22 protein-coding genes are annotated in these 23868 nt (G+C 46.1%); 13 read left to right on the top strand and 9 right to left on the bottom strand.

Annotated features, from left to right (window positions below; genetic code table 11):
* The first annotated feature begins 61 nt into the window (after positions 1-61).
* Complete coding sequence (ppsA, locus tag PHE37_RS05450) at positions 62-2455, top strand: pyruvate, water dikinase (protein ID WP_300008274.1); 2394 nt, start codon at positions 62-64, stop codon at positions 2453-2455.
* A 3-nt stretch (positions 2456-2458) separates the two neighbouring features.
* Here ppsA and PHE37_RS05455 read toward each other — a convergent pair whose 3' ends face one another.
* Both PHE37_RS05455 and PHE37_RS05460 read right to left on the bottom strand, forming a co-directional pair.
* On the bottom strand, positions 2459-3040 hold the full coding sequence (locus PHE37_RS05455; protein WP_299998036.1) for a hypothetical protein: 582 nt from the start codon (positions 3038-3040) through the stop codon (positions 2459-2461).
* A gap of 7 nt (positions 3041-3047) precedes the next feature.
* Complete coding sequence (locus PHE37_RS05460) at positions 3048-3626, bottom strand: DUF4337 family protein (protein ID WP_299998038.1); 579 nt, start codon at positions 3624-3626, stop codon at positions 3048-3050.
* Between the two features lie 210 nt (positions 3627-3836).
* Here PHE37_RS05460 and PHE37_RS05465 point away from each other — a divergent pair, with 210 nt between their 5' ends.
* The 4 genes from PHE37_RS05465 (at position 3837) to PHE37_RS05480 (ending at position 9193) form a co-directional block, all read left to right on the top strand.
* The gene (locus PHE37_RS05465) at positions 3837-5474 is read left to right on the top strand and encodes a L,D-transpeptidase family protein (RefSeq protein WP_300008275.1); all 1638 of its coding nucleotides are present in this window, start codon (positions 3837-3839) and stop codon (positions 5472-5474) included.
* An 80-nt stretch (positions 5475-5554) separates the two neighbouring features.
* Positions 5555-6106, top strand: a complete 552-nt coding sequence (locus PHE37_RS05470) for a DUF882 domain-containing protein (protein WP_299994051.1) — start codon at positions 5555-5557, stop codon at positions 6104-6106.
* Positions 6107-6224: 118 nt separating this feature from the next.
* Positions 6225-7862: a YcaO-like family protein gene (locus PHE37_RS05475; protein WP_299994053.1), complete on the top strand. Its 1638-nt coding sequence runs from the start codon at positions 6225-6227 to the stop codon at positions 7860-7862.
* Positions 7853-9193, top strand: coding sequence for an MATE family efflux transporter (locus tag PHE37_RS05480; RefSeq protein WP_299994054.1), 1341 nt, complete (start codon positions 7853-7855; stop codon positions 9191-9193). The genes PHE37_RS05475 and PHE37_RS05480 overlap by 10 nt, the downstream gene beginning before the upstream one ends.
* A 10-nt stretch (positions 9194-9203) precedes the next feature.
* Here PHE37_RS05480 and PHE37_RS05485 read toward each other — a convergent pair whose 3' ends face one another.
* Positions 9204-9773 (bottom strand): hypothetical protein, encoded by a 570-nt coding sequence (locus PHE37_RS05485; protein WP_300008276.1) that lies wholly within the window; start codon positions 9771-9773, stop codon positions 9204-9206.
* 291 nt (positions 9774-10064) lie between these two features.
* On the opposite strand from PHE37_RS05485, the gene cysK reads away from it, so the two are divergent.
* The 8 genes from cysK to cobA all read left to right on the top strand — a co-directional run bounded on the left by cysK (position 10065) and on the right by cobA (position 18091).
* Positions 10065-11000 (top strand): cysteine synthase A, encoded by a 936-nt coding sequence (cysK, locus tag PHE37_RS05490; protein WP_299994058.1) that lies wholly within the window; start codon positions 10065-10067, stop codon positions 10998-11000.
* A gap of 23 nt (positions 11001-11023) precedes the next feature.
* Positions 11024-11254, top strand: a complete 231-nt coding sequence (locus tag PHE37_RS05495) for a DUF2061 domain-containing protein (RefSeq protein ID WP_299994060.1) — start codon at positions 11024-11026, stop codon at positions 11252-11254.
* A gap of 9 nt (positions 11255-11263) precedes the next feature.
* Positions 11264-11977, top strand: a complete 714-nt coding sequence (locus PHE37_RS05500) for a phosphoadenylyl-sulfate reductase (RefSeq protein ID WP_299994062.1) — start codon at positions 11264-11266, stop codon at positions 11975-11977.
* 117 nt (positions 11978-12094) lie between these two features.
* Positions 12095-13006 carry a sulfate adenylyltransferase subunit CysD gene (cysD, locus tag PHE37_RS05505; RefSeq protein ID WP_299994064.1) on the top strand — a complete coding sequence of 304 codons (912 nt, stop codon included), beginning with the start codon at positions 12095-12097 and terminating at the stop codon, positions 13004-13006.
* Positions 13006-14415: a sulfate adenylyltransferase subunit CysN gene (gene cysN / locus PHE37_RS05510; protein ID WP_299994066.1), complete on the top strand. Its 1410-nt coding sequence runs from the start codon at positions 13006-13008 to the stop codon at positions 14413-14415. Before cysD ends, cysN begins: the two co-directional genes overlap by 1 nt.
* Positions 14416-14425: 10 nt before the next feature.
* Positions 14426-16006, top strand: a complete 1581-nt coding sequence (locus PHE37_RS05515) for a nitrite/sulfite reductase (protein ID WP_299994067.1) — start codon at positions 14426-14428, stop codon at positions 16004-16006.
* Entirely contained in the window at positions 15978-17285 is a 1308-nt protein-coding gene (locus tag PHE37_RS05520; RefSeq protein WP_299994069.1) for an aminotransferase class V-fold PLP-dependent enzyme, read from the top strand. The genes PHE37_RS05515 and PHE37_RS05520 overlap by 29 nt, the downstream gene beginning before the upstream one ends.
* Complete coding sequence (gene cobA, locus PHE37_RS05525) at positions 17282-18091, top strand: uroporphyrinogen-III C-methyltransferase (RefSeq protein ID WP_299994071.1); 810 nt, start codon at positions 17282-17284, stop codon at positions 18089-18091. Before PHE37_RS05520 ends, cobA begins: the two co-directional genes overlap by 4 nt.
* Before the next feature lie 72 nt (positions 18092-18163).
* On the opposite strand, the gene PHE37_RS05530 is transcribed toward cobA, so the two are convergent.
* From PHE37_RS05530 to PHE37_RS05555, 6 genes are all read right to left on the bottom strand, one after another.
* Positions 18164-18577, bottom strand: coding sequence for an Rrf2 family transcriptional regulator (locus tag PHE37_RS05530; protein ID WP_299994073.1), 414 nt, complete (start codon positions 18575-18577; stop codon positions 18164-18166).
* 82 nt (positions 18578-18659) lie between these two features.
* Positions 18660-19925: a hypothetical protein gene (locus PHE37_RS05535; RefSeq protein WP_299994075.1), complete on the bottom strand. Its 1266-nt coding sequence runs from the start codon at positions 19923-19925 to the stop codon at positions 18660-18662.
* A gap of 121 nt (positions 19926-20046) precedes the next feature.
* Positions 20047-20823 (bottom strand): polysaccharide deacetylase family protein, encoded by a 777-nt coding sequence (locus tag PHE37_RS05540; protein ID WP_299994077.1) that lies wholly within the window; start codon positions 20821-20823, stop codon positions 20047-20049.
* A 52-nt stretch (positions 20824-20875) separates the two neighbouring features.
* Positions 20876-22006: an ABC transporter permease gene (locus PHE37_RS05545; RefSeq protein ID WP_299994079.1), complete on the bottom strand. Its 1131-nt coding sequence runs from the start codon at positions 22004-22006 to the stop codon at positions 20876-20878.
* On the bottom strand, positions 21996-22922 hold the full coding sequence (locus PHE37_RS05550; protein ID WP_299994081.1) for an ABC transporter ATP-binding protein: 927 nt from the start codon (positions 22920-22922) through the stop codon (positions 21996-21998). Before PHE37_RS05550 ends, PHE37_RS05545 begins: the two co-directional genes overlap by 11 nt.
* A complete protein-coding gene (locus tag PHE37_RS05555) occupies positions 22909-23865 on the bottom strand; it encodes an HlyD family efflux transporter periplasmic adaptor subunit (protein WP_299994082.1) in 957 nt (318 codons plus the stop codon). The genes PHE37_RS05550 and PHE37_RS05555 overlap by 14 nt, the downstream gene beginning before the upstream one ends.
* Between the last annotated feature and the right edge of the window lie 3 nt (positions 23866-23868).

The following is a 23868-nucleotide window of genomic DNA, read 5'->3' on the forward strand; positions in this document are numbered from 1 at the left end:
GATACGATATTAAAAATAGTATGGTATTCTATCCAAATGTGTTGTTTCTAAAGGAGTATTTATGAAGTATATTCGTCGTTTGGATTCATTGAGATTAGAAGATATCCCATTAGTCGGAGGAAAAAATGCCTCCTTGGGAGAGATGATCGGGTCGCTGAAAGCTCTGGGGGTTAAAGTTCCTGAAGGGTTTGCCATCACTGCGGACGGTTATCGTTTTTTTATTGCACATAACGGTTTTGAGCCTAAAATCCGCCAGTTCTTTGCCGGTGTGGACTTGACCGATATTGAAGCGCTCAACAAATGCGGATCGGCGATACGCACTCTGATGCTCTCAGGGGATATGCCTGATGAGTTGAAAACACAAATCGCTGAACATTACCGTCAAATGGAAGCGGAGTACGGTGTCGTATCAGTGGATGTTGCGGTGCGCTCTTCAGCCACGGCCGAAGATTTGCCGGATGCAAGTTTTGCAGGACAGCAGGAGAGCTATCTCAATGTCCGCGGCGAAGAGATGCTCATTGAACATATCAAACGTTGTTTTGCTTCCCTTTTCACCGATCGGGCAATCAGTTATCGTCACAGCCGCGGATATGATCATTTTGCCGTTGCCCTTTCGGTGGGGGTGCAGAAAATGGTTCGCAGCGACATCGCCAGCAGCGGGGTCATGTTTACGATTGATACCGAAAACGGTTCGGACAATCTGATTCTCATAAACTCGATTTGGGGGCTGGGAGAGAACATCGTCGGTGGGCGAGTCAATCCGGATGAGTTTTACGTCTTTAAACCGACGCTCAAAGAGGGCAAGCTCACCATACTCAAACGACAAATCGGTTCCAAAGCGCTGACTATGCATTACGATGATCGTCATCATACGATCAACCTTTCCACCCCTAAAGAACTGCAAGAATCTTTTTCGATCACCGATGAGGAAGTGGCGACGCTGGCACGATATGCACTCCTTATCGAAGAACATTACACCGCAATCGCGGGGGAATATCGTCCGATGGATATCGAGTGGGCAAAAGACGGCCAAAGCGGCGAGCTTTTTATCGTCCAAGCACGTCCGGAGACGGTACAAAGCCAAAAACAAAACGATAATTTTTTTGAGCAATACCACCTCAAAGGGGAAGCAGAACCGAAAATACTCCTCAGCGGAAAAGCGATCGGAGAGAAAATCGGCTCCGGACATGTCAAAATCATCCATTCTCCCCATGAGAGTGACCGTTTTAATGCCGGAGATGTCCTCGTCGCCGATATCACCGATCCCGATTGGGAGCCGATTATGAAAAAAGCTTCCGCCGTCATCACCAACCGCGGAGGACGAACCTGCCATGCCGCGATCGTCGCGCGTGAGATCGGTGTTCCGGCGATCGTCGGAACCATTAATGCGACCGAAGTGTTTCACGATGGGGATGCCGTAACAGTGAGCTGTGCCGATGGTGAGAATGGGCGTATCTATGAGGGGATATTGGAGTATGACGTGAGTCGTATCGATCTGGGTAATCTTACTTCGACCAAGACGAAGCTCTATATGAACGTCGGGAATCCCGATATTGCCTTTAAAGTAGCCAAACTCCCCAATGATGGAGTCGGGCTCGCACGGATGGAGTTTATAATCACCCATTATGTGAACGCGCATCCGATGGCTTTAGTGGAACTCTCTGAGGGAAAAACGATTCTTGAGAGTGCTGAAGTGCACAAGGCGATGAAGGGTTATACCGATCCGAAAAAGTTTTTTATCGATAAAATCGCCGAGGGGGTAGGGATGATCGCAGCAGCTTTTTATCCCAAACCGGTTGTCGTCCGTACGACGGACTTTAAATCTAACGAATATAAGCACATGATCGGCGGTAGCGCATACGAGAATGATGAAGAAAATCCAATGATCGGCTTTCGGGGTGCCAGCCGCTATTATTCTCCGGAATATAAACCGGCTTTTGAGTGGGAGTGCGAAGCGCTGAAGCGGGTACGTGATGATATGGGACTCACCAATGTCAAAGTGATGCTCCCCTTCGTCCGTACGCCGGAAGAGGGACGAAAAGCGATTGCGGTCATGAATGAAGCGGGACTCGTACAGGGTGAAAACGCTCTGGAGATATACGCCATGTGCGAAATCCCCTCCAACGTTATCCTCGCCGATCAGTTCTTGGAGATATTCGACGGGTACAGCATCGGATCGAATGATTTGACACAGCTTACCCTCGGAGTCGATCGTGACAGTGCGCTGGTCTCTGCCGTGTTTGATGAGCGTAATGACGCCGTGACACGGATGCTCTCAATGGCGATCCGTGCGTGCAAAGAGAGGGGGAAATACATCGGTATCTGCGGTCAGGCTCCTTCGGATTATCCTGAAATCACCCGATTTTTGGTCAATGAGGGGATCGATTCGATCTCGCTCAATCCCGATTCATTGCTCAAAATGCGCCAAGTGGTGAGTGAGCTCGAACACAGCTAAAACTTAGAGTCCGCAACTGGCATTTTGGTTGTTGAGCCCTTGCTTTTCGATTTTTAACTCTAGGGAATTTTTCTCTAGTTTGAGGATATACATCGAGTCAAAATCGTCACTTGCCCATTCGGGTATATCGATTTTGACCTCTTTGGATTTCGCAATTTTTTTAATGATCTTATCAATATTATGGTGTTCCCAAGCTATGAGGATAAGGTCGTTTTTGTATTTGTGTTTCAGCAAGAGATCCGCCATACAATCGATCTCATCATAGCCGCATGTCAGATTGATATTTTTTGATATGCGTATCGCCAACGGTTCGATGGTGGCCAATGGACGGAGGTAGTTATACGATACCCCTTTGTCCGGTTTTTGGACGGTCGGGTTCGGTGCTATCAGATAATCGGGTTCCCCGAAACGTTTCAGGATGGTCTCGGGGAGTTTGAGAGAACGGTTTAACCCTTTGCAGGAAAGCTGCCCCAGTCCATCCGCCGGTTTTTCCGCGTGTCGGATAAAAATCATCGTTTCGGTACCAAAGAGGGCACTGCCCGTCATTATGAATAACAAGAGCAGAGAAAAAGGTTTGCGTATCATCACTATCCTATGAAATCAGTGTGTAGCCGCCTATTATAGCACCGATGGTACTCAGTATCAATGAACCGAGCCAAAACTTTTTATTTCGGGTGAGCGCTGAGATCGATGCGACTGCGATTGATATCTGCAAGAAGGTGATGGCAAAGCTCAGTATATGGTGTTTTTCATAATAGCGTTCGCTCTCGGCAGATTTTTGATCGCGTATTGCCTCTAAGCGATGGGCGTCTTGTTTGATTTTCTCCTGCTCTTTTTTATATTTTTCGGCTTTTTTGGCAAACTCTTCGGATTGTTTCGGATAGACTTCGGCACTCACTTCGTAGATATGGCCTTTGATCCCTTTGGATTGGTAATAGCTCCATTGATCCGATGCCTGTCCCTGATATAAGACGGCTTCATTTTTCAGAAGAATGGTTTTGGAGGTGACTTGTGATTCATAGAGTCCTGCCAATGCCGTTACAATCGCAATTATGGCGGTACTGAGTGAAATATAGGAGAGCCATTTCGCTTCTTCTTTTTCCAAATGCTTGACCTCTTCCATTGCCTCTTCGACTTGTTTTAAATGCTCTTCGATCGCGGTTGATTCCATTACGGTTACCTTTGCTTTATGGGATAAAATTCATTTTATTTTTGACGAACGGAATTCTAATGAGTGCTGTATGAAGTTAGTGTGAAGATAGTTGGCATTCTTTCAATATGGACGTATGTATTTGAGTTTATTCGATTCACGGTACAACTGCTTTATAATGGCATATAAAATAATGAAAAAGAGGAAAAAATGGGAATAAGAAAGAAAATAATGGTCAGTTTTCTCTTCTTCCTCTTTTCCTCCATCTATGTATGGGCAGATGTATCCGCAGTATCCGAATCACAGACTCAGAGTTCGTTTTCATCATCGGTTGCGGTAGAGATATGCCATGCATTGGAAAACACCAATCCCTCTTTTCAAATCGCTTCAGAGAATGAAACGACAACAGCCACAGAACAGCTAAGGGCATTTTATAAACGTTCGCAATGCTCTCCAGTTTGGAGTCATGAACACAGTATTGATGCGGATGCGATACTTTTGGTCTATACTCTCAGGGACGCTCAGTATGAGGGTCTGAACACTCAAGATCCACGCTATAACCTTGAAAGCCTGATCGTCCTTTTAAATTCCATTCAATCCGACGCTTCTGCCAAGAATAATCCGAAACTTTTCGCGCAGCTGGATGTTTTGCTGAGTGATGCGTATTTTGTGCTGGGAAAAGACCTGTATGAAGGTTTAACGCCGCGTAAAACGGCTACGGATCAATGGAGAATTGATCCAAAAAAATCACTTAATCTGGCCCTTTATCTTGAAAATGCCCTTGCAAATAACACGGTTGATGCGTCTATCAAGGAACTTTCTCCCTCATCATCCGGTTATCAAGCCCTGAAAAGTCTTCTGATGAAATATTACAAACTGCAAGAAGCGGGAGGATGGAAAGAGGTTGCATCTTCGGATACCCCGGAAGAGATCAAAGAGCGGCTGAGAATCGAGGGATATCTCGGTGCAGATGAGAGTTCCGACGAGGGATATAGAGAGGCACTTAAAAATTTTCAAAAACATCACGGGATCAAATCGGACGGAGTTATCGGGACTGAGACACTTGCAAGGATGAACATTTCGGTGGAAGAGAAGATTTTGTCAATCCGGTTGAATATGGAACGATGGAGATGGATGCCCTCTGAGATGGAGAACTCCTATGTCTCGGTCAATATCCCTAATTTTTCACTGAGAGTAGTCGAAAACAATGAAACGCTGCTGCAAATGAAAACAGTTGTCGGAAAAGATGAGAGACCGACACCGATTTTTAATGCGATGATGAGCTATATCGTTATCAACCCCTACTGGAGTGTTCCGCCTACGATTATACGCGAAGACCTCGTTCCGGCCGTACGTAAAAACATCAACTATCTGAAAAAAAATAATATCCGAGTCTTTAAAAATGGGGACAACGGAGAGAAAAATGAAATCAATCCCTCCAGCATCGATTGGAAACATATCAACGCGAATGGCTATCCTTATTCTTTCAGACAGGATTCCGGAGATAAAAATGCTCTTGGAAGGATCAAATTCATCTTTCCAAATCCCTATGACGTCTATATCCATGACACGCCCCATAAGGAACTTTTTAAGCGAAAAGAGAGAAGTTTCAGTTCAGGATGTATCCGTATCGAAGAGCCTCTCAATCTTGCAACGTATCTATTGAACAGAGAGACAAACGGTTCAACAGATATCAATGTCTCGGCTCTGATCGCTGCAAATAAAAAGAAAACGATAACGCTTTCCAAGAAAATAAAGGTGTATATTAATTATTGGACGGTGTGGGCTAATGATGAGGGAAATGCCGAATTTCGTGATGATTTATACGGCTATGACAGGGAATTGGCAGAGATTTTAGGGTGGCGATAAGCGAGTGACGGTTTTGGCTGTTTAAAAACTTATGGTAAAATAAACAAATATTTATGATACGTATAAAATAAAGAGGGAAAATGGTTAGAGAACAGATGATGAACCGTAGGGATTTTTTGAAAATTGCCGCAATGGCATCAACTGTCGCTCTCTTTCCAAACACTGCTTTTGCAAGTCGAGAAATACCTTCTGCAAAATCCATCTCTTTATACAATATTCATACGGGTGAAAAGCTCGAAACGACATTTTGGGCGGAGGGAGCCTATATTCCCGAAGCCATATCCGATCTGAATCATTTACTCCGAGATTACAGAAACGATTCCGCAACACAGATGAATACCGATCTTTTCGATTTACTTCACACAATCCGCACAAGCATGGGGAGCAATGAGCCTTTCCAGATTATCTCAGGGTATCGTTCACCGGAAACCAACGCAATGCTTAGAAACCAATCTACCGGTGTTGCCAAACACAGTCTTCATATGGAAGGCAAAGCGATCGATATCAATCTTCCCGGCCGAAATCTTGCTGATCTTAGAAAAGTTGCTATGGGACTCGGACGAGGGGGAGTAGGATATTATCCTACTTCAAATTTTGTCCATGTCGATGTTGGCAGAGTCAGACACTGGTGACACCTCTTCATCTCCTCCACAATCACGTTATCTGAAGATTAATCCTACTTCTTTATCGCAAACAATCTATTAACTCTTTTGGCTATACTTTGCGATAATTTATCTGAAGTGAACCGTTATGAATTTAGTCTCCAAAAATGCCCCCGTCGAAGTCTCCATCAAACGGATGGAAAAGATATTAAGCGAGATGGGGTGTGCCGTCACCTATTCGAGCGAAAAACACCCTCTCAATCACTGCTATTCCGTCAATCTCGCTTCGGTAGAGGCACCTAAGCATATCTATTCCAACGGAAAAGGGATCTATTCCGAAGCCTCAACGGCAAGTGCGTTGGGTGAGTACATCGAGCGTCTCCAAACCAATAACTTTTTTATCGATTTTCATCTCCCGAAGCGGAAGTACTATCCCGATGAGGTGGCGTTTGAGTTTGGAAAAGGGTATTTAAACAGCGAATTAATGGAAATATATGATCCCAAAAATGAGTTGAGTATGGATGAATTGCTGGACTTTAACAGTGATTATGAAGATAAGATCGTTGCCTTGCCATTCAAAAAACTCTCCGGTGATGAAGTCGTCTATTTTCCGCTTAATATCCTCAGTAATCTTTATGTCAGTAATGGACTGGCTACGGGCAATACCGCCCAAGAAGCCCAAGTGCAGTCGATGAGTGAGATTTTGGAACGGTATGCAAAAATCGAGATCATCAAAAACGGCTATTCGCTTCCTCATTACGAAGATGTCTTTTTGCAGCAGTTTGAACGCCTTTACAGCGATTTGATGAAACTGCGTGAACTGGGTTATATCGTGAATGTTCTGGATGCCTCACTGGGGGGAAAATACCCCGTGACGGCCATATCGTTTATTAATCCGGCCAATGCGACGCTGTTTGTCTCTTTCGGTGCCCATCCGATTTTGGAAGTATCATTGGAGCGGACCATGACCGAGCTGATGCAGGGGCGGGGGCTGGAAAATCTCGAGGCGTTTGAAGTGCCGACGTTCGATATGTCCATCGTCTCCGAGAGCTTTAATCTCGAATCGCATTTTATCGATTCCAACGGCAAGATGGGGATTCAGTTTCTCAGCAGCAAAAAGAGCTTTGAACTCGCATCGTGGAACTACACGGGATCGAGTACGGCAGAAGAGTTTGCGTATCTCACTGAAATATTCGCATCGATGGAGAAAGAGCTGTATATCCGTGAATACGATTATCTGGACATGTATTCCTGTCAGATTATCGTCCCCGGAGTCTCAGAGGTCTATCCGATCGATGATCTGATCTATAACAACCGAAATCGCGGTAAGGTGTATCGGGAGGCGATTTTAAACTTTGCCGATTATGATCCTGACAGCGTGCTCGATGAGATCGAAGCGCTCGAAGATCATTTGAACGTCGAAAAATTCATCGGAGTCATTTTCGAGGAGAATTTTACGATCGGAGAACTCAAAGCGCAGCTGCACCTATCGCTGGGAAATGTTGACGAAGCGGTGAGCTATTTGGAATTTAGTACCAATACCATGAGCAATTTGGTCGTAGAATTGATTCAGATGGAAAAATTGGGGCTTGAATTTGGTGACTACCGACAGGCATTGTATGATCTCTATACGCAAGAGCGGGTCGATAAAGCGGTCGGAATCGTAAGCGGAGAGCACTATTTGGTCAATACCATGCTGCACCGCGATTATCACAATATGCTGGAAATGTATGATCGGCTGGAAGTGAAAAAAAGGGTTCTGCTACAAGAGGATCAATGCATTTAGATCTAACCCAAGGTGACATCAATACCCAGATAAAAAAACTGGCGATCCCTGCGAGTGTCGGGTTCTTTTTTCATACGATGTATAACGTGACCGATACCTATTTCGCAGGTTTGATATCGACGCAGGCTCTTTCGGCACTCACACTCTCCTTTTCTGTTTTTTTTATGATGCTGGCGATTGCCGGGGGGATGAGTGAGGCCGTCACGGCTCTGGTCGGAAATGCTTTTGGGAAAAAAGATACCAAAGCGGCGGGGCATATTGCGCTGAATGCTTTATTTTTCGGCTTTTTTCTCTCATTGGTATTGACGTTTGCCGGTGTTTGGGCGACACCGTATCTGATGATGCTTTTGGGTGCGCACGGTGCGTATTTGGAAGAGTCTCTGGCCTATATCAATATCATTTTATACGGTTCCGTATTTTTTGTTTTCAGCTGGTTTATCAATGCCCTTTTGAACGCGGTAGGCGATACCGTTTCGTTTCGGAATATTTTGATTGTCTCTTCCGTTTTGAACATCGTTTTGGATTATTGGTTTGTTTTCGGAGGATTAGGGGTTAAACCTTTAGGGGTAGGGGGAATTTCTTCGGCTACGGTCGTGACCGAGCTGATAACGGCCATCTATCTGTTTTACAAACTTACAAAAACACCTCTGCTGCGCGGATACAAAGAATTTACCGTCGATACTGCCGTCTTTAAAGAGCTGATAGCCCAAGGGCTGCCGCCGAGTGCGAATATGGTCTTGATGGCAGCCGGTATCTTCATCATCACCTATTTTGCAGCCCCTTTCGGGCAGGAAGTGGTTGCCGCGTTCGGAATCGGTATGCGGATAGAACAAATTGCCCTGATGCCGACTATCGGGCTGAATGTTGCCGTTCTCGCGATAGTTGCTCAAAACAACGGAGCAGGGCACTATGAACGGATCGAAGAGACGCTGAAAACCGCGCTCTATTACGGGGGGATCGTCTCGTTGGGCGGGATGGTGCTGCTGTTGGCCGGTGCCGAGGGGTTTATGCACGTTTTCAGCAATGATGCAAACGTTATCGCCCAAGGGGCACTCTATCTGCGGGTAGAAGCGTTTATCCTCTTCTCGTTTGTCGTAATATTCGTCCATCTCGCAATGCTTCAGGGGATTGCCAAACCGAATTTTATTTTTACGATCTCGATTTTCAGACAAATCATCGCACCGCTGCTCTTGCTGAGTCTGGTGTCGTTTTTAGGGCTGGGTGTTTTGTGGGTGTGGCTGAGTATCGCGTTGATCGTCACATTCTCCGCATTCGTAACCTGGCGTTACAGCCGAGGAAAGTTAAGAGCGGTCTCAACGAACGGGATATAAATCCCAGTTGTTAGGATTCCGGAATATCGTCCGTAAAAAGTTTCAAGATTTTGGAATACTCTGCAAATGCCTGCTTATAGAGGTGTTGTGTGTGGTTGTTGCTCTCAAACAGCTCAGTGGCACTTAATCCGCTCTCCAATGCATTTTTAAGCAATTTCGTCCGTCGCAGGTAGGTAAAGGCGAGGTTGGGGAAATGTTCATGAATTTTCTCACGTATCATTACCGCATCGTTCGGACTTTCAATCATATTGGCAAAGACCAAAATTGTTTTCTCTCTGAAGTTTTTAATAAAAATCAAATTTTTCATTATGGAATTGAGATCGTTCGTTGTCGGCAGGATAATAATGTCCGATTCCCGGAGTATTTCATTGGCATGTGGATTCTCAAATCCTCCGAAATCATAAACGGTGTCAGGATAGAGGGGGATTTTATTCGGATAATAGCGTGCATTTTTATATTTGTTGAGAACGACCGACATATCGTTCGTCGCATAGCGGTAGCGAAGATCTTTTGCAAGTGAGAAGGCCAGAGAAGTTTTACCCACTCCCCCTTTGGTAGAAGCAATAGAGATGATCGCCATGTTTATCCTCTAATTTTTTGGAAATAGTAGCATAAAACGCAAATTTGAGCTCAAATTATAGCAATTAGGAGCTATTTAGAGTCTAATTTGATTGTACCATAGTAAATAACTATGAATTGTATACTATTTTCAAGTCCGTAAAATAGGGCTTTGCTGACAATCGATGAAATAAATACTACTAATCCAGTAGAATTACTTGACAATAAAAAAATATCCCCCTATAATTTCTCAAATCTAAAAAATGAATGAGCATTCATTTAGTGTGAATCTCATCCGCGAAAGGAGTGAACAATGAAAATTGCAGCCAATGTTACGGAGCTGATCGGAAATACGCCGCTCATTACGTTAAATCATTTTTCAAAAGGATCGACAGCGATTATCGGAAAATGCGAATTTATGAATCCTTCGGGTTCGGTTAAAGACCGGATCGGATGCAATATGATCCTCCAAGCTCTGCAACGCGGTGAGATCACGGATGAGAGTGTCATTATCGAACCGACAAGTGGAAATACGGGAATTGCGTTGGCAAGTATCGCCGCAAGTCTGGGACTGAAGCTGATACTAACGATGCCGAGTTCCATGAGTCTGGAGCGAAGACGTCTTTTGTCGGCACTGGGTGCACAGATTATTTTGACCGAACCTGAAAAAGGGATGGGCGGAGCGGTCGTAAAGGCGATTGAATTGGGTTCATCCATTCCGGGTGCAGTTGTTTTACAGCAGTTTAATAACGGGGATAACCCTCAAATCCATCGTCAAACTACGGCGGAAGAGATTTGGAGAGATACCGACGGGAAAATCGATATTTTTGTTGCGGCGATCGGAACGGGCGGAACAATTACCGGGGTAGGGGAAATACTGAAACAGTACAACCCGAAGATTCAAATCATTGCGGTTGAACCGGATGCGTCGGCAGTCCTTTCAGGTGAACCGGCAGGTCCGCATAAGATTCAGGGTATCGGAGCCGGATTTGTCCCCAAGGTACTCAATCGCGAAATATACGATGAACTTGTTCGAATAACCAACGCGGAAGCAATGGAAACAGCCAGAACGATCGCAAAAAAAGAGGGGCTTTTAGTCGGCATTTCCTCCGGAGCCAATGTTGCTGCGGCTGAAAAAATTGCGGCCCGTCCGGAAAATAAAGGGAAAACGATTGTAACGATTCTGTGCGATACCGGAGAACGGTATTTGAGTACGGAGCTGTACGAATACCCGCCAGAGCACGTGTGATGGAAGAGAAAAGTAGGATTACCATGCAAGAGAAACACTATCGAAGTATTGTAAAAGCCATCTCATGGCGAACGGTCGGAACGATCGATACGATGGTCGTCTCTTTTTTTGTTACAGGCAATCTCGTGATGGCAATTTCGATCGGATCGGTCGAAGTTTTGACGAAGATGGCTTTGTACTATTTTCATGAAAGAGCGTGGAATAAAACAAATTTCGGAAGATTGAAAGTAGTCGAAAACGATTATCAGATTTAGGATGAAAAGATGAACGAAAATTTTGCATTATTGAATGAATGGTTTACGGGTGTATCGGCTGAAACGGTACTTACCCATTTTTTACAGACCTATAAAGGGCGTATTGCATTGGCATCGAGCTATGGTGCGGAAGATCAGGTCTTAACTGACATGATTGTCAAAATTGACCCTGTCGCAAAAATATTTACTCTTGATACGGGACGTTTACATGAAGAAACGTATGCTGTGATGGATCAGACCAATAAAAAGTACGGGATCAAGGTTGCCGTGTACTGTCCGGTGCAGAGTGAATTAGAGCAACTCTATCAAATGCAGGGGATTAACGGATTTAGAGAGAGTGTCGAAAACCGAAAAAGGTGTTGTCACGTTCGTAAAATGGAGCCGCTTCGCCGAGCTCTTGAAGGGCTAGAGGTATGGATCACAGGGTTGCGCCGTGCTCAGTCACCGACACGCGAGACGATGCAGCTGATCGAATGGGATGAAGCCAATAATCTTATAAAACTCAATCCGCTTATAGAGTGGAGCGAAGAGAATGTCTGGGACTATATAAAACAACAAAAAGTTCCTTATAACACGCTGCATACGCAAGGCTATCCGAGTATCGGATGTGCTCCATGTACGAGAGCGGTTCAGGAGGGAGAAGATATCCGCGCCGGCAGATGGTGGTGGGAAAATCCTGAACACAAGGAGTGTGGACTCCATTTAAAAAAGGAAAAACAATGAAGTTTTTACTGGCAATTTTAAAGCAGATTTGTGGAGATGATTGCGCATCGCAGCGCGAAGATTTGGCCGATTGGGCTATTTTTGTTTAAATAAAAAAAGGTGAAAAAGGAGTAGACGATGATATCACCGGAAAGAAAAACACATTTAAAGGCACTGGAAGCCGAATCAATCCACATTATGCGCGAAGTGGTTGCAGAATTTGACAATCCGGCAATGCTGTATTCGATCGGCAAGGATTCATCGGTGATGCTCCATTTGGCAATCAAAGCGTTTTATCCCTCAAAGCTGCCGTTTCCTCTGCTGCATGTCGATACGACATGGAAGTTTAAGGAGATGATCGAATTTCGCGACCGTCGGATCAAAGAACTTGGTTTGACACTGCTTACGCATGTCAATCCGGACGGAATCGCACAGGGGATCAACCCTTTTATTCACGGCAGTGCGATTCATACTGATGTGATGAAGACGGAAGGGTTGAAGCAGGCATTGAATTATTATGAATTCGACGCCGTTTTCGGCGGTGCGCGTCGGGATGAAGAGAAAAGTCGGGCAAAAGAGCGGATTTATTCATTCCGTGACAAAAATCATCGCTGGAATCCGAAAAATCAGCGTCCGGAGTTGTGGAATATCTATAACGGACGGATACATAACGGTGAAAGTATCCGGGTATTCCCCCTCTCAAACTGGACGGAACTAGATATTTGGCAATACATCTATTTAGAAGGTATTCCAATCGTTCCCCTCTATTATGCGGCGCCGCGTCCGGTAGTCGAACGTGACGGAGTGAAGATTATGGTGGATGATGATCGGTTTCCGCTTGAAGAGGGAGAAGTACCGAGTATTGAAAATGTCCGTTTTCGGACATTGGGATGTTACCCTCTGACCGGAGCGGTTGTGAGTGATGCGGTTACTTTGCCGGACATCATTCAAGAGATGCTTTTGACCAAAACGTCTGAGCGTCAAGGGCGTCTGATCGATGCTGACAGCTCGGGATCAATGGAAAAGAAAAAAATTGAAGGATATTTCTAATGGCACATCAAGGCGATTTGATAGCCACCGATATCGAGGGCTATCTTCATGAACAACAACACAAAGAGTTGCTCCGCTTTATTACATGCGGGAGTGTCGATGATGGCAAAAGTACCCTGATCGGGCGACTGCTGCACGATTCAAAAATGATTTTCGAGGACCAGCTCGAGAGCATAAAAAATGACAGTAAAAAGTCAGGGACGACGGGAGACAAAATCGATTTGGCACTCCTAGTCGATGGTTTGCAGAGTGAACGGGAGCAGGGGATTACGATCGATGTGGCGTACCGCTACTTTTCGACCGATAAACGTAAGTTTATTATCGCCGATACTCCGGGGCATGAGCAATACACCCGAAACATGGCAACCGGGGCGTCAACCGCGGATTTGGCGATTATCCTCATCGATGCACGATACGGAATCGTGACACAGACGCGCCGACATTCGTATATCGTCCGTCTTTTGGGGATTCGCAATGTCGTTGTAGCCATTAATAAAATGGATTTGCTCGATTTTGATCAGGAGGTCTTTGACAAGATCAATACAGAGTATCACGCCTTTGCCAAAGAGTTGGGGATTCAGGGAGTTTATTCCGTTCCGATGTCAGCTTTAGACGGAGACAATGTTGTCACGAAGAGTGAACGAACGCCATGGTATGAGGGGAAGACGTTACTGGACATCCTCGAAGAGGTTCCTTTGGCTACCGCGGCGGCTGATGCACAATTTCGGATGGTGGTGCAATACGTCAACCGGCCAAACCTTGATTTCAGAGGATTCGCGGGGACGATAGCCGCCGGAACAATTGGTGTAGGCGACGCCGTTACGACCTATCCTTCCGGAAAACAGGCAACGATAAAGTCGATCGTAACGTATGACGGTGATTTGGAATCAGCTTCAACCGGCGATGCGATAACGTTACTTTTAAATGAAGAGATCGATATCAGTCGCGGGAATGTTTTAGTGAAAACGCACGAGAGTATTGTACAGAGTAATGCGTTCAGTGCCAATTTAGTCTGGATGGATGAGGAGAAGTTTCTCCCCGGAAAGAGTTATATCTTTAAACGAGCGGCAACCGTCACTACCGTATACGTTGACGGCATTGACTATCGTGTCGATGTCAATACGCAAGAGCGTCATGACGCGGCGCATTTGGGGCTCAATGATATAGGATCGGTCCATCTGGTGTTAGCCGAACCGATCGCATTTGATTTGTACGAAGAGAATCGAGAGATGGGGGGATTTATCCTCATCGACAAAATTACCAACAATACCGTAGCGGCAGGAATGATTACCCAAAGCACGGAAAAGGATAGAACGGTACCGAAAAATACCGTGTCTGAATTTGAAATTGAGCTCAATGCTCTTATTCGGCGGCATTTTCCGCATTGGAATGCCGCAACAATCGTTTAAGGAAGATGGTATGGCGAATGAAACAAAAGCAGAGCGTATCGAGCGCATCAAGCGTGAAAAAGATGGATTGGATGTTATCGCCGATATTTATCGATACGCTAAAACAGGTGAAGCGATTGATCCGGAAGATATCGATCGTTTTAAATGGTACGGTATCTATACCCAAAACCGAAGTCTTCAGGAAGAGGGCGATGATACGCAGTATTACATGCTCAGGGTCAAGCTTGACGGAGGGTATCTAACCTCTAAACAGGTCGAAGTCTTGGGAGAAATATCGGTTCAATTCGGCCGTGAAAGCGGTGATATCACCACACGTCAGGATATACAGTTTCATTGGCTGAAAATAGAAGATTTTCCAGAAATACTGGAGCGTCTATCGACTGTAGGTTTGAGTGTGCTCGGTGCATCGGGAGACTGTCCGCGCAATATCGTGAGCTGTCCGGTGAATGGCTTCGATCATGGACAAATCGATGATGTCCGCGATGTAGTGGTTGCATTGAACAACCTGTATCGGGGAAATCCCGATTTTTCGAATTTGCCGAGAAAATTCAAAATCGGCGTGAGCGGATGCAACAAACATTGTATTCAGCATGAAGTACAGGATTTGGCATTCACTGCCGTCAAAAACGGCGATGAACTCCGCTTTAGTGTGAGTGTCGGAGGCGGTCAGGCGAGCAACCGGCGTATCGCCGATCATATCGGATATGTGAAGCGTCGGGATATCGTCAAAATTGCTGAAGCGGTAGCTCGAATCTACCGTGACTTTGGTCGTCGGGATAACCGAAATAAAGCACGGTTAGGACATTTGGTCGATGAATGGGGCGTAGAGCGTTTCGTCCGTGAACTGGAACAAGAGTCCCGTGTCGAGTTGGAGCGTTATGACAATGCACCTTTTACACCGTATCCGCGACGCACCCATTTCGGTGTCGGAGCAACCATACGAAAAGGGTACAACACGATAGGCTGTGCCATGACCAGCGGACGGATCAGCGGGGAAAAACTGTTGAAACTCGGGCGTATCCTCGAGTTGTACAAAGCCGATGGAATTACGTTGACGTCGACGCAAAATTTTGTGATCTTAAATGTCCATACCGATGCAACGGAGCCGATGATCGATACGCTTCAAGCGGTCGGATTTCATCCCTATCCGTCGGTTTTTGAAGCTCGGACACTGGCATGTACGGGGTTGAATTTTTGTAAGTTTGCGGTGAGCGAGACGAAAGACCTGGCAATCGAAGTGGTTGAATATTTGAACCGTCGGTTTCCTGATTTTGATGAACCGGTGAGCATCAGCATCAACGGCTGTCCGAATTCATGTGCACATCCCCATATCGTTGATCTGGGATTTGTCGGTGCGATCGTGAAACGGGGAGATGAACGTCTCAAAGGGTTTGATCTGATTGTCGGAGGTCATCTCGAAGGCAAAGAGAGCCGTTTTGCCGTAAAAACCGGAGTAAAGGTCGCTTCGGATGAAGTTGCAGCGTTGATTGAATCCTTGATTGAGGATTTTGAGGGGAGTAACAGTATCAATTTCGGAAATTTTTTATTGGAGAAATACGCATATGAATCAGTTATGGCGTCCACTGCTTGAGAAAGGAGACAAATTTCAGCAGATAGTACACAATACGATCGGAATACATAAAAAAACCTATTTCGATTTTACCGCGTCCGGCCTGGCGTATGAACCGATCGAGGCACGTATTCGCGAAGTACTTGAAACCTATGCGAACACCCACTCGAAAGAGGCATCGATGGCGGCTCGGACCGATCACTATTACCGTGAGGCGAGAGAACATCTCAAATCGCTTTTGGGATTGGACGGAGCCTTTGCATTATTGCCATCAGGATGCGGTGCTACGGGTGCCGTAAAACGGCTGCAAGAGATTTTGGGACTCTATATCCCACCGGCAACGCGCGCACGGTATCTTCCGACGGCTCCGGATAGTGAACTTCCGCTGGTGATTGTCGGACCGTATGAACACCATTCCAACGATATCAGCTACCGTGAAGCACTCTGCGAAACGGTTCGTATCGGGCCAAATGCCAAAGGGCTGGTTGATCTTGAACAGCTTGAGTCTATTTTGCAGGAGAATGCAGGCAGAGAGATTATCGGGACGTTTTGCATCGCTTCGAATGTGACCGGAACGATCACGCCGTATGCGGAGATATCGGCGATACTTCGTCGTTACGGGGCGATTGTGTGTTTTGATGCGGCGGCTTCGTCCCCGTATATCAACATACCGTGCGAACTGTATGACGCGATGTTTTATTCGCCGCATAAACTTTTGGGCGGACCGGGATCATGCGGTTTGCTCGCCATACGCAAAAATCTCTTTGATGCGGCTTCGACCCCTACATTTGCCGGGGGAGGAACGGTTCTTTATGTGAGCCGTACGAGCCATTATTTTGTCGAAGAGATCGAAGACCGCGAAGATGCGGGAACGCCGGGAATATTGCAGCTTATCCGTGCCGCTTTGGCCTATCAGCTGCGTAACGAGCTTGGATTTGCGTGGATCGCTTCACGCAAAAAAAGTTTATACAAACGTTTTACCGACGGGTTAAAAGAGATTGAGGGGGCAACCTGCTACGGATGCCGTAAGGCGGAAAATATCGGGATCGTGTCGTTCAATATCAAACATATCGACCCGTATGCGTTGTGTGAGGTTTTATCCAAATCGGACGGATTTCAAACACGTGCAGGATGTTCGTGCGCCGGACCTTACGGGCATGATTTGTTAGGACTGGAGGATGATACTCCGTTCCAAACGCGGCCGGGATGGCTGCGGATTAGTATCCATTATTCGCAAGAGATAGAGGATATCGATGCCTTGCTGGAAGCTATTAGAGAATCAATAAAGAGGCTTGAATGACAAAAATTTTGAAATCAAATTCAGCCGAAACCAATGAGACGTTTTCGGCGAGAAAAGGAAAAGTGTACCTCGTTGGCTGTGGTCTCGGGGATGCAGAGCAGTTGACGCTCAAAGCTTACCGGATTATCCGTGAGGCCCAGATCGTTTTGTATGATCATCTTATCACGGATGAGATTCTTGCGTTGATACCTTCGCAAACACGTAAAATCTATGTGGGTAAACCGAAAAACTGCCATAGTATCAGTCAAGAGCGGATCAATGCGCTGATTGCCGATTATGCGTCACAGGGGTTTAGCGTTGCACGGCTAAAGAGCGGTGATCCCTATATTTTCGGACGGGGAGCCGAAGAAGCGCTTTACTTGGGCGAGCAGGGGTATCAGGTTGAGATTATTGCCGGTATCTCTTCGTCGGTAGCCGGACCGGCATGTGCCGGAATTCCGCCGACCGCGAGAGGGTATGCCTCCAGTTTTTCAGTGGTATCGGCACATTTGAAAGATGCCAAGTTTAATACGGATTGGCTGCCGCTTTTAAAAGTACCGAATCATACGACTGTGGTATTGATGGGGTTGAGTTTGGCCGGAGCTATCCGTAAAGCGGCTCTTCAAAGCGGAGTTCCGAAAGATTTTCCGGTAGCGATTGTCGCAAATGCCTCCCGTCCTGAACAACAGAGTGTTATAACAACCGTGTCAGGTTTGGCAAAAGCGGCTAAAAACGTTCAGGGACCGGCAGTAATCGTCTTCGGTGATGTGGTAAAACTCTACGGAAAACTGCCGCAGTATCAACTGCAACAGGTTTCATTTTATTGAACGCCACCGGAGCAAAGCCCCATTTGGCTACGCTCGCCGCTATGGCACTAAAGCTTGCCTCAGCGAGGCAGATTAAATAAAATACATTGATTGTTGATCCAGAGCATTTCCCTGATCGACGAGATCTTGGAGGCTCTCGTGAAAAACACCTTTCATATCTTCTCGGATACGATTCCAATACAGATGCAAAATCGGTTGTAACCGTTCATCCGTAGGGTTGCAAAGTTCCCCTTCCAATGCGACTAATATGTCAAATACCGAGATTGTATTAGGAGCTTTTGCAAGTAAGTAACCGCCTCCGGCTCCACGAATGCTTTGAATCAACCCCTCTTTACGCAAGGTCGCGAGAATTTGTTCCAGATAGTTTTGGGGAATGTTGGCTTTTTCGGCTATGTCGCGAATTTGAAGATGGCCTTGTCCGTAGTGAAGCGCTAACTCATACATGGCGGCGAGGCCGTAGCTCCCTTTTGTCGAAATACCTGCCAATGTTATCTCCTATGCAATTGTGTAGAGATATTGTATTCGAGTTAGCGTTAATAGTCCATTAAGGACATCGATTTATAAGAGATTATTCGCTCTCTTTCGGCGATTTGAATGATTTTACATCGATTCGGCGAGGAGGACGTTTCGGTGCAGCAGGTGCTTCAGCGGGTTTCCGATCATTGTACGGTTTTTTATCCCCGAACGGTTTCTTGTCTCCAAATGATTTTTTATCCCCATAGGGCTTTTTGTCACCGTAGGGCTTTTTATCTCCAAAAGCAGGTTTGTCGCCATAAGGCTTTTTATCCCCAAACGGTTTTTTCTCCCCGAAAGCGGGTTTATCACCGTATGGTTTCTTATCACCATAAGGTTTTTTGTCTCCGTAAGACTTCTTCTCTCCGAATGGTTTTTTACCATCTTTATCGTAAGGTTTTTTTTCTCCGAAGGACGATTTGTCTCCGTAAGGCTTCTTGTCGCCGTAAGGTTTTTTATCGCCAAACGGTTTCTTTTCACCATACGGTTTCTTTTCACCATACGGTTTTTTCTCTCCATCGAATGGTTTTCGCTCATCCGTATTTTTTGCTTTCTCCCCGAAAAATTTCGGTTTACTGCTGTAAGGAGTACGGGTTGCTTTTTCCGTATCGGAACGCGGGGTTCCGTCGATGTAGTGGTTACGCTCGCGGGTTTTCCCCTCGAAAATCGGTTTGCCGTTTTCATCTTTACCGACAAAACGGGGTTTGCTGTTGTGCTGTTTTTTAGAGGTAAATCCGTCATCTTCACCGCGTGCAGGCCGTCGGTCATTTCGCGGTGCATCATCGCGGTTACGTTCCGGACGGGTATCACGAACCGGTTTTTTGTCACGATTTCGAGGATCTGCTGCATCACGGGCTTCACGCTCTGCGCGGCGAGCTTTAGCTTCGGCTTTTTGCTGATTGTCTACGGCGATTCCGAAATCGGGTTCGAATCCTTTGACGATCTCTTGGGTGATGGTACGTCCGTTGAGAAGTTCGATCGGGTAGAGCCGTTTTTGATCTTCCGCATCGAGTGTGATGAGGGCGTATTCGCTTGCTCTGGCAAAGCGTGACATATAGACAATCGCTTTTTCGGGGAGGTCATAGCTGATCAGTACTTCACAGCGAAGATCCGGCGCTTTTGCCAGCTCGGCATCGCTGAGGACGGTGATGTTGTTCCCTGCAAACAGGTTGGTGAGTTCTCCGGCATCATCAGACGTGACGATCAGGATTTTTTTACCGCTGTTGCGTTCGATTAAAAAATGGATCAGTTCATTTTTACGAGGGCGGTTACATGGGTGGATACGATGGTTTTGGCGTTTGATAGGTGTCGTCGATGACATTAAATAGTCCTTGGGTACATAGGCCTCAGTGATGAGGGGGGATAAGCGATCAAAAAAGAAGTCTCTAACGCGTGATCGAGTGCGCGAATGGTAGCCGTATTATAGCGTAAAGCTGCCTGTTTTATCTGTAAGGTTTTATCCCCAGCAATTCATCGAGACGGAGGAAGGTATACCCCATTTCCATGAGTTTTTCGATCACTCCGGGAAGGGCTGCTACGCTGGTCGGATTGCGGTGCATGAGGATGATATCGCCGTTGCGGACATTATCGGCAACATTCTCCACGACGGCATTGGGATCTTTGAGGGTCCAGTCGAGGGAATCGAGCGACCAGAGGACGGTGGTCATCCCTTGATCATTGACGGTATTTAAGACGCGAGCGTTGATTGAACCGTACGGAGGGCGGTAAAGGATGGGATAGTGTCCGGTAATTGTTTCGATACGTGCTGCGGCGAGACCCAGCTGATAGGTGATGTTGTTTTCATCCAGATCCGTGAGCCGCGGATGGTTAAAGGTATGATTTAGGACTAGATGCCCTTCATCATTTGCTCTTTTAACGACTGTGATATTACTATCGACCATCGTCCCTCCGATCATAAAGAAAGCGGCTTTGACATGATGAGACTTGAGAATGTCGAGGAGCTTGTAGGTATTGTTCTCATCGGGTGCGTCGTCAAATGTGAGGGTGACATTTTTACGGGAAGTATTTGCGTTTACTATAACGTTTTTATAGTGGCCAGCCTGAACAGGCGTGACGGTATTGATACGCCATTTATCCAAAAATTGGGTCATATTGGCATCGAGTTGGGGAGAATACCCGCGAATATCATAAATAATATCGGTATCGGCGAAAAGTGCAGTATGAAATAAGAACGTTAGAATCAAAAAAAGTTTCGTCATAAGAATCGTTTCGTTAAAAATAGGCGAAATTATAGCGAGATAAAAGAGACTTTTAGTCGAGAGTCTTCTTATAGAACTTGACCGCTAGTGTCATCATCACAACCGCAATAATCAATAAAGGCCAAATATTAGGCCAAAGCATCGCCAAATTATTGTCTTTAAGAATAATACCCCGAATAAGACGGTTGAAATAGGTCAGCGGGAGTATTTCACCGATGTGCTGCGCCCATTTTGGCATCCCATAAAAAGGGAACATAAAACCGGAGAGCAAGATGCTTGGGAGAAAATAAAAGATCGTAAGCTGCAATGCCTGCAACATATTTTGCGCCAAAGAGGAGATGGTAATTCCGATGGTGAGGTTTACGGCGATAAAGAGGAGCGCCACCGTATAAACCAGTACAATCGAGCCGTTGAACGGAACACCGAATACATAATGCGAAGCAAAAAGGATCAAAGAGGCTTGGACAAGACCGATAAAGACATAGGGGATGATTTTCCCCGTCATGATTTCCAGAGGCCGCGCCGGAGTGGCGAGGAGATTTTCCATCGTTCCCCGCTCACGTTCACGGGTGATGGCAAGTGCCGTCATCATAGTGAGGGTCATCGTCATGACTGTCCCCATGAGTCCCGGAATAATATTGTACTGATTGATACTGTTGGGGTTATAGAGGCGATGGATTCGAATATCAAACGGGTTTTTCTGAGACCAAAGCCCTGAAAGCGGACCCACGAGATCTTTTTTGGCAACCTGCTGAGCAATTCCCTCGATAGAGGAAAGGGCAACGGAAACAGTGACCGGGTCGGTCGCATCCGCTTCAAGAAGAATGGAGGGCTTTTCGCCCCTGAGAAGTTTTTTAGTAAAATCACTCGGAATCGTGAGGATAAACTGCACCTCCCCTTTTTTGAGGGCTGCCTGCGCCTCGTTGGGTGTGGTATAGTCCTTATTAATGGCAAAATAATCCGAAGTTTGCATTGAACTTAGAATCGTACGGGTAAAATCACTCTCATCATACGTTACGATTGCGATCGGGAGATGTTTGGGATCGGTATTGATCGCGAAGCCGAACAGAGCAAGCTGGATGATCGGCAGTACGACCATCATGGCAAACGTGACACGATCGCGTTTGAGCTGTAAAAACTCTTTGAGAACAATGGCCCACCAACGATGAAAACTAAAGTTCATAACTCTCTCCGTAATTATCACGCGTATGTTTCATGAGATAGATAAAGACATCTTCCAGTGTGGTGGGAATAGATTTAAATTGCTGTGTTTTCAGTACTTCTTCGATGGCTAGGGAGTCTTTTCCGCTGACATGAAGCGTTGAACCGAAAATGACCGTTTGTTCGATGGCAGGATCTTTTTCGATCAGTTTTGAAATCTCCATCAATCGATCTCCGATGACTTCGTAGGTAAAAAGTTTTTGCGCTTCGATGATATTTTTTGCACTCCCCTGTGCGAGGAGATTTCCATAGGCGATGTAGGCGAGTTTATGACACCGTTCCGCTTCATCCATGTAGTGGGTGCTGATGAGGACTGAAACTCCTTGGGATGCGAGCTCATGCAGCTCTTCCCAAAAATCGCGTCGTGCATTGGGATCGACTCCGGCAGTAGGCTCATCGAGAAGCAGCAATTTTGGGTGGCGGAGCATACATGCGGCGAGGGCAAGACGCTGTTTCCATCCTCCGGAGAGGGAACGTGCCAGTTGGGACGAACGGGAGGTAAGACCGAGTGTTTCGAGTGCTTCGTCGACAACGTGTTTGCGGTTGGCGAGTTCATAAACCCGTGCGACGAAATCGAGATTTTCACGAATACTCAAATCTTCCCAATAGGAAAATTTTTGGGTCATGTATCCTGCTTCGCGTTTGATTGCGTCGCTTTGGGTACGAATATCGTATCCCAGACAATGCCCCTCGCCGCTGTCTGGGGTGAGCAGACCGCAGAGCATACGGATAGCGGTGGTTTTTCCGCTTCCATTGGGCCCCAAAAATCCCAGAATCTCTCCACGTCCTACTTGGAGGGATAGATCTTTAACGACATGTTTTTCACCGAAGTATTTGTTCAGACCTCGAACATCGATAGCGTTCTCATACGTGTTCAAGAGTAACTTCCACAGGTTGTCCGGGATGGAGCAGAGGTGCATCTTCAAGGCTCGGATAGGCTTCGATCATGTAGATGAGTTTGTCTTTCGTTTCATTACTGTAGATAATAGGCGGCGTGTACTCTGCTTCTGTTGAAATATAGGTGACATGAGCCGGAATTTTATGTCCGTCACTGCGTGAAACAATCAATAATTTTTGACCGATGGCCAGTTTTTCAGAGATATTTTGAGGGACAAAAAAACGAATTTTTCGGTTTTGCGGCGGAAGCAGTCGAACAATAACCCCTCCTACAGGGATAAATTCCCCTTCCCGATACAGCGTGTCAAATACCATAGCATCGGTAGGAGCTTTAAGCGCTTTTTCACTTAAACGCCATTGCGTTTGGGCAATCAGTGCCTGAATTTGTTTTATTTTTGCTTTTTGGGATTCGATGCGGTCATGGCGATCCCCGATTGTGGCAACTTTTAGGCTATCCTGCAGCTCTTTTACCAGTGCCGCGCTGCGGAGGGCAGATGCTGTCGTATTGTCAAGTGCTTCTTTGGAGAGTGCGTTGGCTTTATAGAGCTCCTTGTTGCGTCGGAGCTGTTCTTGAAAATTATCGGCATCGGCTTTGGCTTGGGTGAGTCTGGCTTTGATAACGTCGAGCTCTTCGGGACGGGAACCTTTTTGCATGTCACTCAGAACGGATTGCACAGAGGCTAATTCCGATTCGTTTTGATGCAGTTGATCGACTTCATTTTCGGAATCGAGTACGAATAGGGGAGCGGAAGCCTTTACAAAATCCCCCCGTTTTACGAACACTTTATCCAGTCTGCCGCTTTGGGATGATGCGATATTGACGTATTCGCCTTCGACATACCCTTGATAGGATACAGGTTCATCTTTTTTGCATCCTGAAAGTATTAATACGGTGAAAAGAAAAGAGAGGATTATTTTTATCATGAA

Origin of the sequence: Sulfuricurvum sp., from assembly GCF_028681615.1 — a bacterium.
Lineage (GTDB): Bacteria > Campylobacterota > Campylobacteria > Campylobacterales > Sulfurimonadaceae > Sulfuricurvum.

Bases quoted from the DNA above. Each gene is read 5' to 3' on its own strand.
- ppsA (WP_300008274.1), top strand. From the start codon at position 62: ATGAAGTATATTCGTCGTTTGGATTCATTGAGATTAGAAGATATCCCA.
- PHE37_RS05455 (WP_299998036.1), bottom strand. From the start codon at position 3,040: ATGATACGCAAACCTTTTTCTCTGCTCTTGTTATTCATAATGACGGGC.
- PHE37_RS05460 (WP_299998038.1), bottom strand. From the start codon at position 3,626: ATGGAATCAACCGCGATCGAAGAGCATTTAAAACAAGTCGAAGAGGCA.
- PHE37_RS05465 (WP_300008275.1), top strand. From the start codon at position 3,837: ATGGTCAGTTTTCTCTTCTTCCTCTTTTCCTCCATCTATGTATGGGCA.
- PHE37_RS05470 (WP_299994051.1), top strand. From the start codon at position 5,555: ATGGTTAGAGAACAGATGATGAACCGTAGGGATTTTTTGAAAATTGCC.
- PHE37_RS05475 (WP_299994053.1), top strand. From the start codon at position 6,225: ATGAATTTAGTCTCCAAAAATGCCCCCGTCGAAGTCTCCATCAAACGG.
- PHE37_RS05480 (WP_299994054.1), top strand. From the start codon at position 7,853: ATGCATTTAGATCTAACCCAAGGTGACATCAATACCCAGATAAAAAAA.
- PHE37_RS05485 (WP_300008276.1), bottom strand. From the start codon at position 9,773: ATGGCGATCATCTCTATTGCTTCTACCAAAGGGGGAGTGGGTAAAACT.
- cysK (WP_299994058.1), top strand. From the start codon at position 10,065: ATGAAAATTGCAGCCAATGTTACGGAGCTGATCGGAAATACGCCGCTC.
- PHE37_RS05495 (WP_299994060.1), top strand. From the start codon at position 11,024: ATGCAAGAGAAACACTATCGAAGTATTGTAAAAGCCATCTCATGGCGA.
- PHE37_RS05500 (WP_299994062.1), top strand. From the start codon at position 11,264: ATGAACGAAAATTTTGCATTATTGAATGAATGGTTTACGGGTGTATCG.
- cysD (WP_299994064.1), top strand. From the start codon at position 12,095: ATGATATCACCGGAAAGAAAAACACATTTAAAGGCACTGGAAGCCGAA.
- cysN (WP_299994066.1), top strand. From the start codon at position 13,006: ATGGCACATCAAGGCGATTTGATAGCCACCGATATCGAGGGCTATCTT.
- PHE37_RS05515 (WP_299994067.1), top strand. From the start codon at position 14,426: ATGGCGAATGAAACAAAAGCAGAGCGTATCGAGCGCATCAAGCGTGAA.
- PHE37_RS05520 (WP_299994069.1), top strand. From the start codon at position 15,978: ATGAATCAGTTATGGCGTCCACTGCTTGAGAAAGGAGACAAATTTCAG.
- cobA (WP_299994071.1), top strand. From the start codon at position 17,282: ATGACAAAAATTTTGAAATCAAATTCAGCCGAAACCAATGAGACGTTT.
- PHE37_RS05535 (WP_299994075.1), bottom strand. From the start codon at position 19,925: ATGTCATCGACGACACCTATCAAACGCCAAAACCATCGTATCCACCCA.
- PHE37_RS05540 (WP_299994077.1), bottom strand. From the start codon at position 20,823: ATGACGAAACTTTTTTTGATTCTAACGTTCTTATTTCATACTGCACTT.
- PHE37_RS05545 (WP_299994079.1), bottom strand. From the start codon at position 22,006: ATGAACTTTAGTTTTCATCGTTGGTGGGCCATTGTTCTCAAAGAGTTT.
- PHE37_RS05555 (WP_299994082.1), bottom strand. From the start codon at position 23,865: ATGATAAAAATAATCCTCTCTTTTCTTTTCACCGTATTAATACTTTCA.